Annotated in this window: 14 protein-coding genes; 8 read left to right on the forward strand and 6 right to left on the reverse strand. The window is 73.1% G+C overall.

Going from position 1 to position 15,226, the window contains the following annotated elements:
- Positions 1–21 precede the first annotated feature (21 nt).
- Entirely contained in the window at positions 22–1,209 is a 1,188-nt protein-coding gene (locus AC1DT4_RS13115) for an MFS transporter (protein WP_477090234.1), read from the forward strand.
- Complete coding sequence (locus tag AC1DT4_RS13120; protein WP_477090235.1) at positions 1,206–1,835, forward strand: LysE family translocator; 630 nt, start codon at positions 1,206–1,208, stop codon at positions 1,833–1,835. The genes AC1DT4_RS13115 and AC1DT4_RS13120 overlap by 4 nt, the downstream gene beginning before the upstream one ends.
- A 6-nt stretch (positions 1,836–1,841) precedes the next feature.
- Here the strand turns inward: AC1DT4_RS13120 and AC1DT4_RS13125 are convergent, their stop codons facing one another.
- Genes AC1DT4_RS13125 through AC1DT4_RS13135 form a run of 3 tightly spaced genes read right to left on the reverse strand, consistent with a single transcriptional unit; the run spans position 1,842 to position 4,833 of the window.
- Entirely contained in the window at positions 1,842–2,702 is an 861-nt protein-coding gene (locus AC1DT4_RS13125; RefSeq protein WP_477090236.1) for a DNA-3-methyladenine glycosylase family protein, read from the reverse strand.
- A 39-nt stretch (positions 2,703–2,741) separates the two neighbouring features.
- Entirely contained in the window at positions 2,742–3,827 is a 1,086-nt protein-coding gene (locus AC1DT4_RS13130; protein ID WP_477090237.1) for an AI-2E family transporter, read from the reverse strand.
- A 52-nt stretch (positions 3,828–3,879) separates the two neighbouring features.
- On the reverse strand, positions 3,880–4,833 hold the full coding sequence (locus AC1DT4_RS13135; protein ID WP_477090238.1) for a helix-turn-helix domain-containing protein: 954 nt from the start codon (positions 4,831–4,833) through the stop codon (positions 3,880–3,882).
- A gap of 158 nt (positions 4,834–4,991) precedes the next feature.
- Between AC1DT4_RS13135 and AC1DT4_RS13140 the strand changes: the two genes are divergently transcribed.
- On the forward strand, positions 4,992–5,708 hold the full coding sequence (locus tag AC1DT4_RS13140) for an alpha/beta fold hydrolase (RefSeq protein ID WP_477090239.1): 717 nt from the start codon (positions 4,992–4,994) through the stop codon (positions 5,706–5,708).
- Positions 5,709–5,747: 39 nt separating this feature from the next.
- Here AC1DT4_RS13140 and AC1DT4_RS13145 read toward each other — a convergent pair whose 3' ends face one another.
- Complete coding sequence (locus AC1DT4_RS13145; protein ID WP_477090299.1) at positions 5,748–6,344, reverse strand: DNA glycosylase AlkZ-like family protein; 597 nt, start codon at positions 6,342–6,344, stop codon at positions 5,748–5,750.
- 69 nt (positions 6,345–6,413) lie between these two features.
- Between AC1DT4_RS13145 and AC1DT4_RS13150 the strand changes: the two genes are divergently transcribed.
- Genes AC1DT4_RS13150 through AC1DT4_RS13165 form a run of 4 tightly spaced genes read left to right on the forward strand, consistent with a single transcriptional unit; the run spans position 6,414 to position 9,184 of the window.
- Positions 6,414–7,265, forward strand: coding sequence for an alpha/beta fold hydrolase (locus AC1DT4_RS13150; protein ID WP_477090240.1), 852 nt, complete (start codon positions 6,414–6,416; stop codon positions 7,263–7,265).
- Positions 7,262–7,603: a DUF488 domain-containing protein gene (locus AC1DT4_RS13155; protein WP_477090241.1), complete on the forward strand. Its 342-nt coding sequence runs from the start codon at positions 7,262–7,264 to the stop codon at positions 7,601–7,603. Before AC1DT4_RS13150 ends, AC1DT4_RS13155 begins: the two co-directional genes overlap by 4 nt.
- Before the next feature lie 24 nt (positions 7,604–7,627).
- Positions 7,628–8,896, forward strand: coding sequence for a low temperature requirement protein A (locus AC1DT4_RS13160; protein WP_477090242.1), 1,269 nt, complete (start codon positions 7,628–7,630; stop codon positions 8,894–8,896).
- 18 nt (positions 8,897–8,914) lie between these two features.
- Positions 8,915–9,184: a DUF1905 domain-containing protein gene (locus AC1DT4_RS13165; RefSeq protein ID WP_477090243.1), complete on the forward strand. Its 270-nt coding sequence runs from the start codon at positions 8,915–8,917 to the stop codon at positions 9,182–9,184.
- Positions 9,185–9,220: 36 nt separating this feature from the next.
- Here AC1DT4_RS13165 and AC1DT4_RS13170 read toward each other — a convergent pair whose 3' ends face one another.
- Positions 9,221–13,684, reverse strand: a complete 4,464-nt coding sequence (locus tag AC1DT4_RS13170) for a CARDB domain-containing protein (protein WP_477090244.1) — start codon at positions 13,682–13,684, stop codon at positions 9,221–9,223.
- 262 nt (positions 13,685–13,946) lie between these two features.
- On the opposite strand from AC1DT4_RS13170, the gene AC1DT4_RS13175 reads away from it, so the two are divergent.
- Complete coding sequence (locus AC1DT4_RS13175) at positions 13,947–14,303, forward strand: iron chaperone (RefSeq protein ID WP_477090245.1); 357 nt, start codon at positions 13,947–13,949, stop codon at positions 14,301–14,303.
- A 7-nt stretch (positions 14,304–14,310) separates the two neighbouring features.
- Here AC1DT4_RS13175 and AC1DT4_RS13180 read toward each other — a convergent pair whose 3' ends face one another.
- Entirely contained in the window at positions 14,311–15,189 is an 879-nt protein-coding gene (locus tag AC1DT4_RS13180) for an RNA polymerase subunit sigma-70 (RefSeq protein WP_477090246.1), read from the reverse strand.
- Positions 15,190–15,226: the final 37 nt, after the last annotated feature.

Raw genomic sequence — 15,226 nt, forward strand, 5'->3', positions numbered from 1 at the left:
AGCTCGTGCGAGCATGCCGTCGTGACGCGGACCGAGCAGGCCACCTGGCGCCCGGGCTCCGTCCGGGACGCCGCCGGTGGCCTCGCGGCCCTCACGCTGGCCACCTTCGTCGCGATCAGCACCGAGCTGGTGCCCGTCGGGCTGCTGCCGCAGATCAGCACCGACCTCGACGTCACCGAGTCGATCGCCGGCCTGCTGGTCACGGTCTACGCGTTCATGGTGGCGACGCTGGCCATCCCGCTGACGCTCGGCACGCGCCGGCTGCCCCGCAAGGGCCTGCTGCTGATCACGCTCGTCGCCTACACCGTGAGCAACGCGCTGGTCGGCATCGCCCCGACGTTCGGCGTCGTCGCGGCCGGGCGGGCGGTCGGCGGCATCGCGCACGCGCTGTTCTTCTCGCTGAGCATCGGCTACGCCTCGCGCCTGGTCGCGCCGCAGGTGACCGGCCGGGCGCTCGCCCTGGTGACCGCAGGAGCATCGGCGGGGCTCGTGCTCGGCGTGCCGCTGACCACGACGCTGGGCACCGCGATCGGCTGGCGCAACGGGTTCCTGGTCCTCGCCGCCTGCTGCGCGCTCGCGACCGTCCTCGTGGCGACCCTGCTGCCCCCGGTCTCGTCCGACGACGCCCCGCACGCCGACGACACGCAGACCGACCGACGGCGGCGCCTCGGGATCGTGTCGACGACGAACACGCTCACCTACCTCGCGCAGTACACCGTCTACACCTACGTCTCCGTGATCCTGCTGGCCACCGGGCTCCGGGAGACCGCCGTCGGGCCGGTGCTGCTCGGCCTCGGCGCCGTGGGTCTGCTGGGCACCGCGTACGCGGCCGCGTCGCTCGACCGGCACCCGCGGCGCGGCACCGTCGTCGTCCACGCGCTCATGGCGCTCGGCCTGCTCGGCCTCGGTGCCGCCTTCCCGACGACGGCGGGGATCCTGGTCGCGGCCGCCGTCTGGTGCGGCGCGTTCGGCGCGATGGCGTCGGTGTTCCAGACCGCCGCCATCCGCACGCGCGGCGCCTCGCCCGACGTCATCGGCGCGCTGGTGAACTCGACCGCGAACATCGGCATCGGCGGCGGCGCGGCCGTCGGCGCCCTGGTGCTGGTCGGCCCCGGCCTGGACACCTTGCCGTACGTCGGCGCCGGGCTGGTCGCGGCCAGCCTGGTCGTCATCGTCGTTGCCCGACGCGCGTTCCCGGACACGCCGTGACCGTGGATCAGGCGGTCCTGTCGTTCGTCCTGGTGGCGGGCCTGCTCACGATCATCCCCGGCATCGACACCGCGCTCGTGCTGCGCTGCGCCCTGAGCCGCGGGCGGGCGTACGCGTTCGCGGCGGCGGCCGGCATCGTCGTCGGCTGCTTCGCCTGGGGCATCGCCGCCGCGGTCGGCGCGTCCGCGCTGCTGGCGGCCTCGGAGGTGGCCTACCGGATCCTGACCCTGGCCGGCGCTGCGTACCTCGTCGGGCTGGGCGTCCGTCTGGTGTGGACGAGCTTCCAGCACCGCGAGTCCCCGGAGGCCGACCCGGTCACGCCGTCCTCCCCGTGGCGCGGGTTCGCGACGGGGGTGTGGACCAACCTGCTCAACCCGAAGATCGGCGTCTTCTACCTCGCGACGATCCCCCAGCTCGTGCCCGAGGGCATCGCGCCGCTGCTCATGGGCGTGCTGCTGGCCGCCATGCACGGCGTGCTCGGGATCGCCTGGTTCACGCTCGTCATCCTGGCCACGGGGTTCGCCGCCCGCTGGCTCGCCCGCGACGCCGTCGCCAAGATCACGGACCGGATCACCGGCACCGTCCTGGTCGCGTTCGGCGCGAAGCTGGCCCTCGACGCCCGCTAGCTCGGCTCACATCGCCGCCCCCGCGCGCATCGCCACCGCCACCCACGTGCGCCACGGCCGCCACGCCTCCGCGACCTCGGCCAGGCGGTCGGGCTCCAGCGGCTCGTCCTCGCCGAGCGCCCGGGCCACCACCGACCGCACCATGGGCTCGTTCACCGGGAGCAGGTCCGTGTGCCCGAGGGCCCGGACGGTGACCAGCTCGGAGTAGAACGGCCCGATCCCGTCGAGGCGCTGCAGCTCGGTCGCGGCAGCCGCCGGGTCCATGCTCCGCAGTGTCGCGGTGTCGAGCCTCCCGTCCAGCGCCGCCCGGGCGATGCCGTGCAGCCGGGGGATCTTCGCGTCCAGGATTCCCGGGAACTCGGTGACCGCCAGGAGGTCGGCGGGCAGGGGCACGGCCGCCAGCTCGGCGCCCGCGACGTCGAACACCCGGCCGTGCGCCCGAGCCAGCGCGGTCCGGACCGCGGCCATCTGCCGCGCCGGGCGCCGGGCGGAGAGCACCGACCAGAGCAGCGCCTCGTAGGCCGAGTAGAACAGCGGCGGGCGCAGTCCCGGGCGTCGGGACTGCGCCGCACCGACGACGGGATCCCGACGGCCCAGCTCGTCGTACCCCGAGCCGTCGACGTCCACCGAGAGGACGCGGGCGACGTGCGCCGCGACGAGCTGCGGCTCGGCCTCCCCCTGGACCTCGCACCGCAGCAGGTCCGGCGACGGCTGCGTGACGGCCGCCGCGACCTGCGTGCCGTACCCGTCGAGGCAGAACGCCAGCCGCATCACCGCCCCGTCGGCGGCGTCGCGCTGCCCGAAGCCGAACCCGATGCTCTGGGAGAGGTCGAACCGACCACGGACGGGAATCTCGACGACGGGCACGCGCCCGACGCTAGGCCCCGCCACCCACAGCCCCGACCGTCAGTCCGCGGCGGGCTCGTGCTCCGGGGTCGGCGTGGGTTCGACGGCCTTCGGCAGGTCCTCGCCCGACAGCCAGGTGTACCAGGCGGTCTGCGGGCCACCCTGCAGCAGCACCGCCCGGGTCAGGAGCGTGAGCGGTACGGCGAGGATCGCGCCCAGCGGCCCGATGACGAAGGTCCAGAAGATGACCGACACGAAGCTGAGCGTCAGCGTGATGTTGACGGCGTCCGCGACGAACTTCGGCTGGATCAGCACCTGCAGCGTCACGTTGACCGCGCTGTAGATCGCGATCACCGCCAGCGCGAGCGGCCAGCCGCCCACCACGAGCGCGAGCAGCGTGGGCGGGATCACGCCGATGACGAACCCGATGTTCGGGATGAAGTTGGTGACGAACGCGAGGATCGCCCACACGGCAGGGGCCGGGACGCCGAGCGCCCAGAGCGCGAGCCCGTCGACGATCGCGACGACCGCACCGAACGACGCGCTGACCACGAAGTAGCGGCGCACCCCGATGTTGAACGTGGTCGCCCGCCCCAGCACGTTGGCCTGCGTCTGGCCGAACTGCACGTGCGCGCTGTCGTACCGCGCGGCGTCGACGGACATGAAGATCACGTAGGTGACCACGACGAACAGCGTGGTGAGAACCCCCATCACCGCCCCGCCCAGGGACGCGGCGAAGCCCACCAGCTGCGACGGCTGCAGGGCGTCGGTGATCGAGTCGATCGAGCTCTGGTCCACGCCGATCGACGCCAGCCACGCCGTGGCGTCGCCGATCGACTGCTGGAGCTCGGTGAGGTAGTCCTGGACCAGCCCCCCGAACTGGATGCCCGCGAACACCAGCATCGCGATGAGGGCGAGCAGGATCAGGTAGACGACGACGATGACGACCGTCGTGGCGGCCGACCGGCGCCAGCCACGCGCCTCCAGCGGGTGCCGGATCGGGTGCACGATGATGACGAGCACCGCCGCGAGGAACAGCGGCGCGAGCACCTCGCGCGCCGCGTGCATGCCCGTGAGGACCACGACGGCGGTCGCGAGGAACAAGAGTGTGCGGGTGGAGGGCGCGAGTCCCTGGGGCGATGCCATCGAGCGCACGTGCTCCTTCGACGAGGGGGTGCACGCAAGATAGCGCGGCGGATCAGCCCCCAGCCCGCCAACCGCGCGGAGTCGTCCCGTAGGCATCGCGGAAGGCGCGGCCGAAGTGGGACGCCTCGGTGAACCCCCAACGGGCGCCCACCGCGCCGGTGGTCAGGTGGGCGTACGCCGGGTCGCGCAGCTCTCGTCGGCACTGCTCGAGGCGCTGCTCGCGGATGGTCGCCTGCAGGGCGACGCCGGCCCGGGCGAGCGACGCGTACAGGTGCCGGACCGAGACGTGGTGCGCGGCGGCGATCGTCGCCGCGGACAGTTCCGGGTCGGCCAGGTGCGTGCGGACGTACTCCTGCACGCGCAGGACCAGCGAGCCGGCCAGCGGCTGCCGCGCGCCGTCGTCGTCGGCGACGTGCAGCGAGATGAGGGCGCGGAGCAGGTCGATGCTCGGCCCGGCCACCAGGGTCGCGGCGTCCGGGTGGTCGAGGACGTCGGTGCTGCCCAGCCGGTCGAAGAACGGCGCGACGACGGCCGCGAGCGCGTTGTTGTCCGGGCCGATCCGCAGGCCGGCGACGGCGTCGATGGACTCCTGCGACAGGGCGAGGGCACTGCGGGGCACCTGGAAGTAGTGCAGCGCGGTGCGGTCGGCGTTGAGCACGGTGTACGGCCGGGTGCTGTCGTAGACCACCATCTCGCCGGCGCGCAGCACGGCCTGGTGCTCGCCCTGCGCGACCATCGTCGTGCCCGACACCTGCACCGCGAGGAAGACCGTCGGCTCGTGGTCCTGCCGCGCCAGCCCGGGCGTGCGCGTCAGCATCGACGGAGTGGACCGCGCGGACGAGAAGTTCACCGGTCCGGCCTCGGCCACCCGGCAGAGCACCTCGATCTGCGGGCCGGGCCGGTCGTAGTCGATCTCGACCGGCAGCACGCCGGCCCAGATGGCCTCGCGGATGATCTCGATGCGGTCGTCGGGCGGCAGGTCGTCCGAGCGCAGGACCAGGCTCATGTCGGAACGCTAGGCGCGTCGCGCCGCCTGCGTCATCCGTCATCTGACGACGAATCGTGCACGGACGGACCAGAAGAGTGCACGCAGCGGCCACCCTGGCGTCGCCCGCGGTCCCGAGACTGGGTCGACACGTGCCGTCGTCCGAAGGGAACCGACCCATGAGCCCCACCGTCGTCCTGATCCACGGAGCATTTGCCGACGCCTCCGGCTGGGGCGGTGTCATCACTCGCCTGAGTGCCGCCGGGCACGCGACGCTGGCCCCTTCCAACCCGCTGCGCAGCCTCTCGGGCGACGCCGACTACGTCCGCTCGGTCCTGGCGACCATCGAGGGCGAGGTCGTGCTCGTCGGCCACTCGTACGGCGGCGCGGTCATCACCAACGCGGCCGTCGGCGCGCCGAACGTCAAGGCACTCGTGTACATCGCCGCGTTCGCGCTCGACGAGGGCGAGCCCGCCGGCGCCGCCACCGCGCTGGGCTCCGACGGCCCGCCGCCGGACTTCCTGCAGCTGGTGGACCTGCGCCCGTTCCCCGGCGCCGGCGAGGGCAACGCCGACGCGTACCTCAAGCTGCCGATCTTCCACCAGGGCTTCTGCCAGGACCTCGACGACGAGCTCGCCGCGATCATGGCCGTCACCCAGCGACCCGCCGCCCTGGCCACCCTCGGGGAGCCGTCCGGCCCGCCCGCGTGGAAGACGGTCCCTTCCTGGTACCTGGTCGCGTCGTCGGACCGGGTCATCCCGCCGGCGGCGGAGCGCGTCATGGCCGAGCGGGCCGGCGCCACGACCGTGGAGATCGAGAGCTCGCACGTCGCGATGATCAGCCACCCCGACGAGGTCACGGCCCTCATCCAGCAGGCGATCGACGCGGTGGCCTGACCACCGGCGCCGGATACCGCGGCACGACCGGCGCACCGCTCAGCCAGGCGGTGAGCCGGTCCACGAGCCGAGGTTGCCCGCGCGCACCACGGTCCCGGCGGCCTGCAGGCAGGTGAGCACGCGGGAGACCACCGCGAACGACCCCGCCCACGACCTCCCGTGGCCGTACGCGATCGAGCCGTCGAGCACGGGCACCCGCTCACGCAGCCGGGTCGCGCTGAGCGGCCCGTCGGCCAGCCCGGCGACGGCCGCCGCCGTCACGGTGTCGAACCAGCGCTCGGCGTCGTCGGCGAACCCGGCCTCGCGGACCTCCTTCTCCAGCCGCCGGCGCTCGACCCCGGCGACGCGATCGCTCGATGCGGCCTGGACGATCGGGAGGAGGTCGCGCGTCACCGCGAAGAGGGTCCGCCGCATCGCGAGGTGCTTGACCAGGGTGCGGTCCTCGTAGAGGGCCCGGTCCAGATCGGCGACGGTGAACCCGTCGACCCGCGCCCACGCCGAGAGGTAGAGGCCGCTCGGGTCGGTCCCGTGCAGGCAGACCATCGCGTCCGCGGCGGCCTCGACACTCGTGACGCGGTGCGGCGGGGCCACCGCGTGCCGACGGGCGAGCCGGGCCCGGCGCTCGTCCACGCCCATCGCGATCACCCCGTGATCGTGTCGGGCTCGCGGGGGCGCGCACAACACCAGGTCCCTAGGCTCGGGCAGGTGACCACGTCGCCCACGGTGCACCTCGTCCCGCTCCCCGACGGCCGGACGCTGCGCGCGTACGACGCCCCGGCCGACGAGACCCGGCTGACCGTCTTCTGGCACCACGGGACCCCGAACGTCGGCACCCCGCCCGAGCCGCTGATCCCCATGAGCCGCGAGATCCGCTGGGTCTCCTACGACCGGCCCGGCTACGGCGGCTCGACCCCGCACCCCGGCCGCGACGTGGCCTCGGCGGCCGGGGACGTCGCCGCGATCGCCGACGCGCTCGGCATCGCCCGGTTCGCCGTGCTCGGCCACTCCGGCGGCAGCCCGCACGCCCTGGCCTGCGCGGCGCTGCTGGGCGACCGGGTGCTCGCCGCGGTCGCCGGGTCCGGGACGGCCCCGTTCGGCGCCGACGGCCTCGACTGGTTCGCCGGCATCAACGCCGCCGGCACCGCCGAGCTGCGCGCCGCCGTCGCGGGCCGGGCAGCCCTCGAGCGTGTGCTGACCGAGAGCGAGTACGACCCCGAGATGTTCACACCCGCGGACCATGCCGCGCTCGCGGGCCCGTGGGGCTGGCTCGGGCGGATCGCGGGCGAGGCGCTCGAGGGCGGCATCGGCGGGATGGTCGACGACGACCTCGCCTACGTCGCGCCCTGGGGTTTCGACCCGGCCGACACCACGGTGCCCGTGCTCGTGCTGCACGGCGACGACGACCGCGTGGTGCCGCCGGCCCACGGGCGGTGGCTGGCCGCACGGATCCCGTCGGCCGAGCTGTGGCTGCGCCCCGGCGAGGGGCACGTGTCGGTGCTCGGCGCCGCGCCCGCCGCTCTCGACTGGTTGCTCGCGCACGGCGGCGGACCGGAATGACGGTCCAGCTCCGACGGGTCTACGACGAGCCGTCCGACGACGACGGCTTCCGGGTGCTGGTCGACCGGCTCTGGCCGCGGGGGCTCACCAGGGAGCGGGCCCGCGTCGACCTCTGGCTCAAGGAGGTGGCGCCGAGCACGGAGCTCCGGCGGTGGTTCCACCACGACGAGCAGTCGTTCGACGAGTTCGCGCGCCGCTACCGGGCCGAGCTCGCGGCCAACCCGGCGGTCGCGCGGCTGCGGGAGGTCGTCGCCGAGCACGCCGTCGTCACGCTGGTCTACGGCGCCACGGACCCTGTCCACAACCAGGCCGCCGTGCTGAGTGACCTGCTGAACTGACGTGTGGTGCGGTCTACTGGCCGCATGGCATCCGAGCCCGTCGCAGCCGTCGAGCGCCACGCCACCTGGAAGGAGCTGTTCTTCGACCTGGTCGTCGTCGCCGGCATCGGGCAGCTCGCCCACCTGCTGCACGAGGACATGGGCTCGACCACGCTCGGCCTCTACGCGGTCCTGTACCTCGCGTTCTGGATCTCGTGGGCGGGCTTCGCGGTCTACGGGAACGTGGCGGGCGAGAGCGCCAAGACGCACGTCCTGATCACCGCCATGCTCGGCCTGGCCGTCATGGCGGCCTCCGTCCCGGGCATCCACGGCGCGCGGGCCAGCGCCTTCGTCATCGCGTACGTGGCGCTGCGCTGGTACGCCGGCGCCGTCATCTCGCGCGGGAAGGTGCTGCTCGACTGGCCGCTCGCGCAGTTCGGGCTCGGCGCGCTCCCGTGGCTGATCTCGTTGTGGGTCGACGCGCCCGCGCGGTACTGGCTGTGGGGCGTCGGCATCGTCATCGACGTCGCCGTGCTGCTCACCTCGTCCGGCGAGCGCGCGATGCAGGAGGCCGAGGAGCGCCTCGAGCGCGTGAAGTCGTCGCGCCGCCGCGGAGGGCCGGCGGCCGGGCTCATGACCATCGAGGGGACGCCGGTCGAGGAGGAGCACCTGGCGGAGCGGCTCGGCCTGTTCGTCATCATCGTGCTGGGCGAGGGGCTCATCCAGATCATCGACGCGGCCGCGGACACCGAGTCGTGGGACCGGTCCACCGCCGTCGTGTCGCTCGGCGCGTTCGCGTTGCTGGCCTCGGTCTGGACCGCCGGCCTGCTGCACGGCACGGCCGGCATCCCGCAGCTCCAGCCGCGCCTCGTCGCTCCGCGCATCGTCATGCTCCTGCACGCGCTGCTCACGGGTGCCCTGGCCGCCCTGGCCGCCGCGCTGGGCGTCGCGGTCGCCCACACGCACGGCGCGCTCGCCTTCGACGCCCGGACCCTGCTCTGCGGCGCCGTCGCGACCTACTGCGCGATCGGCGTGGTCACGGCGCTCCTGGTCGGCAAGGGCCGCGGGTGGCTGCTGGTCCGTGGGATCCCGAGCGTCGTCGTACCCGTCGTGCTGCTGCTGCTCGCGCCGCAGCTGTCGGTCGGCGCGCTCGTCTGGCTGCTGGTGCTCGTCGTGGTCTGGCTCGCGCTGGAGCCACCCGCCGAACGACGGTCCCGGGGCCGGTCACGCCGCCGGGGGCGCGCGTCGCTCGCGGGCGCGAGCCAGCAGGGCGATCCCCGTCCGGACGGCGGCGGCGACGCGGACCACGGATGACACGGCGATGATGGGCGCATGGACCTCGACGCGCTCTTCACCGCGCCCATCCGCAAGGACGGCGCCTTCGCCACCTACCTCGAGCTGGACGGCTCCGCGGAGCTGCTCGGCACCCGGAAGGCGGTCAAGGTCACCGGCGCGCTCGACGGGCACGACTTCGCGGCGACCCTGATGCCGTCGGGCACCGGCCCGCACTGGCTGCCGCTGCGCAAGGCGCTGTGCACGGCGATCGGCAAGAGCGAGGCCGGTGAGCTGGTGGAGGTGCGTCTGCTGGAGCGCCTGACCTGAGGGTCCCCGGCGACCCCGGGGACCCTCAGGCGGTGCTCAGCTACCGGTGATGACGAACTGCGACCCCGGCTGCGTGACCACGTTGCCGTCCGCGTTCCCGGACATCGTCACGTTCGACAGGATCGCGTTGCCGCGGATCCCGCTCATCGCCAGGATGCCGGCACCGTTGCGGGAGTTGGTGATCCGCACGTTCGTGACCCGGACGTCGGGCACGTTGCCGCCGCCGTTCTTGAACTGGATGCCGTCGTAGGTCGAGTCGTCGATGTCCGTGTCCCGGATGGTGACGCCCGTGATGTCCAGGGTGGACGGGAAGATCGTGATCGCCCCGAACTCCTGGTCCTCGTTCCAGAACGCCCCGCCGGTCCGGTACAGCCCGTTGTTGGCGATCAGCGTGGTCCCGCCGAACGGCAGCGGGCTGTGGTCCGTCGCCAGCATGATGCCGGGGTAGTTCATGGTGTCGAGCACGAGGTTGTTCTCGATCGAGTTGTTGAAGCCTCCGTAGATCGCGATGCCGTTGGCGCGCCAGGGCAGCTGGATCGTGTTGTTGACGAAGTGGTTGTCGTGCTCGTTGTCGACCGTGCGGTCCTTGACGTAGGGGTTGGCCCACATCGCGAGCGCGTCGTCACCGGTGGTGCGGAACGACGAGTTGAACACCCGGGAGTTGCGCGTGCCGTTGGAGAAGTTGATCCCGTCGGCGTACGTGTCCCGGATCCTCATGCCGGTGAGCTCCAGACCGTCGGCAGGTCCCCAGAGCTCGGGGATGTTGTCGTAGTCCCGGCCCACCCAGACACCCACGTTGGCGTGCTCGATCCACACGTTGCTGATCTTGGTGCCCGTGCCGAACCGGCCGTTGAGGCCGACGCCGCCCTCGTCGTTCCCGTCGCCGCCACGGATCCGGCCGGAGCCGAAGATCGCGATGTCGGAGATCTGGACGCCCTTGTCGATGTCGAACCCGAAGTTGCCCTCGTGCGGGTGGTTGAGGGTGTTCGCGTCCTGCGGCTCGATCAGCGAGTACAGCTGCGAGCGCCACATGCCCGCCCCGCGGATCGTGACGTTCGAGATGCCCACCTGGTTGTACATCCCGCGGTTGAGCGGGTCGTCGGTGAGGATCTTCTTCTCCTGGCGCCACTGGCCCTCGGGGATCCAGACGCAGCTGATGACGCCGTTCTGGTCGTCCGTCACGGCCGCCTGGATGGCCGCCGTGTCGTCGAGGCCGTCGTTCGGCACCGCGCCGTACGACGTGATCGACGTGCACTCCGCCGGCTTGGGCAGCGCCGGGGCAACCTGCTCCAGGTCGACCAGGTCGATGACGTAGAACGCCGCCGTGTCGCCCGCGTCGCGCTGGAGCCTGAACACCGTGCCCGCCGGGTAGGACTGCGCGAGCAGCGCGTGGGACTCGTCGAACAGCCGCCGGGCGTCGCCGCCCGGGGTGTTGGTGAGCCCCTCGGGCTGGTCGGTCGTCCCGTACAGCCAGCTGTACCTGCTGGTCAGCGTCACCTTCTGCACGAACGTGCCGTTGGCGTACAGGCTGATCGTGGCGTCCTGCCCGCCGCCGCCCGCCGCGTCCGGGATCGAGTTCCGGATGACGATCGAGTTGGTGGCGTTGGTCGACGTGAACTGCACGTACTGGCCCTGGCTGGTCAGGCGCACCGACTTGCGGCCCGAGGACTCGGTGCCGACGTTGGTGTGCCCGAACGTCCGGAGCGCGTCGGTCTCGACCAGGGTGCCGGTGTAGGTGCCGGCCTCGGCCTCGTAGGACGTGTACGGCACGGCGGCCCCGCGGCCGACGACGATCGACTGCGCGAGGGTGTTGTTGTTCTCGTTGGTCTCCGCGACGGCGTTCGTCGCGTCGGCCGTGGCGGTCAGCGTGGCTCCACCGGCGGCGGCGGTCCAGCTGCCGTTGATGGTCACCGTGGCGCTCGCTTGAGACGCCAGGGCACCCGTGGCGCCGTTCAGCGTCGTGCTGCCGACGACGAGGCGCGTGGTGCTCGCGCCCGCGGCCTGCGAGCCGCGGTTCCGCACGGTGACCGTGAAGGAGACCGACGAGCCGACGGCCGGGTTGGCCGGGGTCGAGGCGATGGCGAGGACCTGCAGGTCCGGGCCGGGCGCCTCGGTCACGACGACCTTGGTCGGGTTGCTGTAGGCGTTGTTGGCCTCGTTCTGCTCGACGACCGTGTTGGCGGGGTCGACGACCGCGCCGACCGTGTACGAGCCGGCGGGCTTGGTGCCGATCGACGCGGACACGGTGGTGGACTGCCCGGCGACGATGGTCGGGACGTTCACCGACCCGACCTTGGCGCCGTCGACCGTGAGGTCCAGGGTCGTGGCGGCGGACGCGAGGTTCCCGCCGTTCCGCACGGTGGCGGACAGGGTGATCGCCGCCGTCTCCACGGGTGCGGCCGGCGTGGCCGTGACCGCGGTGACCGTGAGGTCGGGGTTGGGCGCCGGGATGCCGATCACCTGGAACACCGACACCTGCCCGTTGCCCGCGCCGGTGTTCGCCGTGAACACGAGGCGGACCTCGGTCGCCGAACCGCTGACGGGAACCGTGACCTTGTTGCCCGACGCCGGGTCGAACGCGTACGCGGCGGACGCCTTGAGCGGCTGCCACGGCCCGCTGCCGACGCGGCCCTCGATCGAGAAGGTCTGCGTCCGGGGGCCCCAGGCCGCGACCGGCGGCACGCCCACGACCACCTGCTGAATGGTCGACTGCGAGGCCAGCGTCACGGCGAGGGTGCTCGGGTACTGACCGCCGGCGCCCTCCCAGTACGTGCCGGCGTCGGCGTCGACCGCGTTGCCCGCGACGAACGTGAACTCGGTCGACGACGCGCTCGCCGGGCGCCCGGCCGCGAGGTCGGACCCCGTCCCGCCGGGCGTCGTCACGACGAGCGACGCCGTGGCCGTGTTGTTCGACTCGTTGGACTCCGCGACGGAGCCCGCCGGGTCGACCGTCGCCACGAGCGCGTAGGTGCCCGCCGCGCGGGTGCCGATGCTCACCGACACGCTCTGCTGCGCGCCCGCGGCGAGCGAGCCGACGTTCGCGGTGCCGACGGCGGCCCCGTTGAGCGTCAGCGCAACCGTGGTCGCCGCGGCCGTGGCGGTGCCCGTGTTCCGGGCGGTGGCGGTGACCGTGATGGCGTCGGTCGGGGTGGGCGCCGACGGCGTCGTGCCCGTGAGGCTGACCTGCAGGTCCGCGGTGGTGGGCTCCGGGCCGGTCGAGACGACGACCGAGCCGCTGGCCACGTTGTTGGCCTCGTTCGACTCCGCGACCGTGTTGGCCGGGTCGACCGTCACGGTCAGCGGGTACGTGCCCGTGGCCCGGGTCCCCGCGTTCACGGTGATCGTGGTCTGCGCGCCGGCCGCGAGCGCCGGGACGTTCGCCGTGCCGACCGCGGCGCCGTTCAGCGCGACGACCGCCGTGGTCGCCGCCGAGGCGCCGGTGCCGGAGTTGCGGACCGTGGCGCCGACGGAGATCGCCTGGGTCGGCGTGACCGCGATCGGGTTCGTCGTCAGCGCGACCTGGAGGTCGGGGCTCGTCGGCACCGGCGTGCTGCTGCCGAACACCTGCAGCTCCGCCACCTGCGCGTTGGACGAACCCGTGTTTGCCGTGAACACGAGCCGGACGTCGGTCGCGGTGCCGGTCACCGGGACGGTCACCGTGTTGCCGCTGGACGGGCTGAACACGTAGGCCGCCGACCCAGTGAGCGGGGACCACGAGCGGCTCCCGACCCGGCCCTCGACCGAGAACGTCTGCGTCCGGTTCCCCCACGCGGGGTCGGGGTTCACCTTCACGACGACGCCCGTGAGGGTGGACTGCGCCGCGAGCGAGACGGTGAGGTTCGAGGGGTACGCGCCCGGCGCGCCCTCCCAGTACGTGCCGGTGGAGCCGTCGACCGCGTTGGCGGCGACGTAGGTCTGCTGCACGGAGGTCGCCGTGATCGGCCGGCCCTGCGCGAGGTTGCTTCCGGCGGGCGGGTCGACCGGGGGCGTCGACGACGTGCCGTAGACCTCGACCTCGGCCAGCTGCGCCGCCGGCCAGCCGGTGTTCGCGCTCACGGAGGCGCGCACGTACCGCGCGCTGGTGTCGGTGACGTCGATCGCGACCGCGTTGCCGCTGGTGAACGCGTACGACGCGGACGCCTTGAGCGTGGTGTAGCTGGACCCGTCGGAGGAGCCCTGGAGCGTGACCGTCTCGTTGCGCGCGCCCCAGCCGCCCGGGATCTTCAGGGTCACGTCCGTGACCGTCGCGGCCGCGCCGAGGTCCACCTGGACCCACTGCGGGAACGCGTTGTTGGCCGACTCCCAGTACGACGCCTGGTTGCCGTCGGTGACGTTACCGGCCACGTAGGTCTGGTTCGAGGTGCTGGCGGTGGCGGGCTTGCCCGCGGAGAGGAGCACGGGGGCCGCGGACGCGCCCTGTGCCACGAGTGCGACGCCCAGGGGCGCGACGAGCGCGACGGTGGCCGTGGCCACGATCGCCTGCTTCAACCGAGATCTCATGGACGTCCTCGTTCTCCCGCGTCGTTGCGGGGTCGGACCCCGGGCGCGCGACGGCGACGGGGCGAGCGGCGGACGGCGAGATGAGTGCGGTTCATCGCGACCGACATGAAGGTGTTGCGTCCGTCGCACGGTTTTGTGCGATCGGACTGTCAACTTCTTGCAGTGGTGAGGTGAGACATTACGAACACACCGCCCGTACCGTCAAGGGTGGGAGTGACCCTGTCACGCTGGGTCTCCGACACGACCCGAGGGAGGAGCCCCGGTGGCAGGTGAGGTCACGACGGTCGACGAGTACGTCGCCACGTTCCCCGACGACGTCCGGCCGATCCTGGGCGAGGTCGCCGCGGTGCTCCGCCGGGCGCTGCCCGGCGCCGAGGAGCGGATCCGCTACGGGATGCCCGCGTTCATGCTCGGCGGCACGCGCGCGCTGCACTTCGCGGGCTGGAAGCACCACGTCGGGCTGTACCCCGTCGGGCGCCTCGATCCCGAGCTCGAGGCGGAGGTCGGCCCGTACCGCTCGCAGAAGGACACGGTGAGGCTCCTGTACCGCGACCCCCTGCCCACCGACCTTCTCGAGCGGGTCGCCGTGGCGCTGCGCGCGGCCCCCACAGACCTCTGAGCGCTGCTCAGACCGTGAGGGGAAGCCCGAGGGCGGCGACGTGGCGCGCGCCGACGAACGCGTTGATCTCCGCGATCCGCCCGTCCACCACCCGCAGCACGTCGACCACCAGGCACTCGGGGTCCGACCCGTCGGGCTGCAGGAGGTAGTTGACGAGCGCCGGCCGCCCGTTGGCGCTGGTCGGGACGGTGCGCCAGTCGAGGGGGCGCGTGAGGAACTCGGCGATCTCGTCGGCGCCGGTCATCGACGCGTCGGGCGGCATGGTGATCCGCACGTCGTCGGCGAGCAGCATCCGCATGGCCTCGGCGTCGGACGCAGCGGCGTACCGGCGCAGGATCTTCTCGTCGTCCGCCGTCAGGGCGGGGCGGCGCCAGTCCGCGGGGTCCGCGGGGGCGTGGCGGCGGACCGTGTCCCGGGCCCGCTGCACCAGGCTGTTCGCTGCGGGGACGGCCACGCCGAGGGCGTCGGCGATCTCCGCGGGCGTCCAGCCGCTCACGTCGCGCAGCACGAAGGCGGCCCGCTGCCGCGGCGGGAGGTGCATGAGCGCGGCGATCAGCGCGAGCTCGACCAGCTCGTCGGCCTCGGCGTCGGAGTCGGGATACGGCCCGATCTCGGTGCTCCACTCCAGGACGTCCCCGACCGGGACCGTGCCCCGCGCGGCCGACTTCCGGGTGTCGAGGAAGACGTTGGTCGCGATCCGGTAGAGCCACGTCCGGGCCGAGGCGCGGCCCTCGAACCGGTCGCGCGCGCGCCACGCGCGCAGGTACGTCTCCTGCACCAGGTCGTCGGCGTCGGCGACGTTGCCGGTCAGCCGGTAGCCGTGCGCCCGCAGCTCGCGGCGGTGGGCGTCGAACGCGTCCTCGAGCCGCGCGTCCTGCTCGGTCATCTCGCTCCCCGGCCCGGCCCGACCGATGACGATCGGC

The sequence above is a fragment of the Cellulomonas sp. P4_D11 genome (genome assembly GCF_056401915.1).

What these genes read in the sequence shown, in the direction of transcription:
- AC1DT4_RS13130 (WP_477090237.1), bottom strand. Translation starts at nt 3,827, where the DNA reads ATGGCATCGCCCCAGGGACTCGCGCCCTCCACCCGCACACTCTTGTTC.
- AC1DT4_RS13135 (WP_477090238.1), bottom strand. Translation starts at nt 4,833, where the DNA reads ATGAGCCTGGTCCTGCGCTCGGACGACCTGCCGCCCGACGACCGCATC.
- AC1DT4_RS13140 (WP_477090239.1), top strand. Translation starts at nt 4,992, where the DNA reads ATGAGCCCCACCGTCGTCCTGATCCACGGAGCATTTGCCGACGCCTCC.
- AC1DT4_RS13145 (WP_477090299.1), bottom strand. Translation starts at nt 6,344, where the DNA reads ATGGGCGTGGACGAGCGCCGGGCCCGGCTCGCCCGTCGGCACGCGGTG.
- AC1DT4_RS13155 (WP_477090241.1), top strand. Translation starts at nt 7,262, where the DNA reads ATGACGGTCCAGCTCCGACGGGTCTACGACGAGCCGTCCGACGACGAC.
- AC1DT4_RS13160 (WP_477090242.1), top strand. Translation starts at nt 7,628, where the DNA reads ATGGCATCCGAGCCCGTCGCAGCCGTCGAGCGCCACGCCACCTGGAAG.
- AC1DT4_RS13165 (WP_477090243.1), top strand. Translation starts at nt 8,915, where the DNA reads ATGGACCTCGACGCGCTCTTCACCGCGCCCATCCGCAAGGACGGCGCC.
- AC1DT4_RS13170 (WP_477090244.1), bottom strand. Translation starts at nt 13,684, where the DNA reads ATGAGATCTCGGTTGAAGCAGGCGATCGTGGCCACGGCCACCGTCGCG.
- AC1DT4_RS13180 (WP_477090246.1), bottom strand. Translation starts at nt 15,189, where the DNA reads ATGACCGAGCAGGACGCGCGGCTCGAGGACGCGTTCGACGCCCACCGC.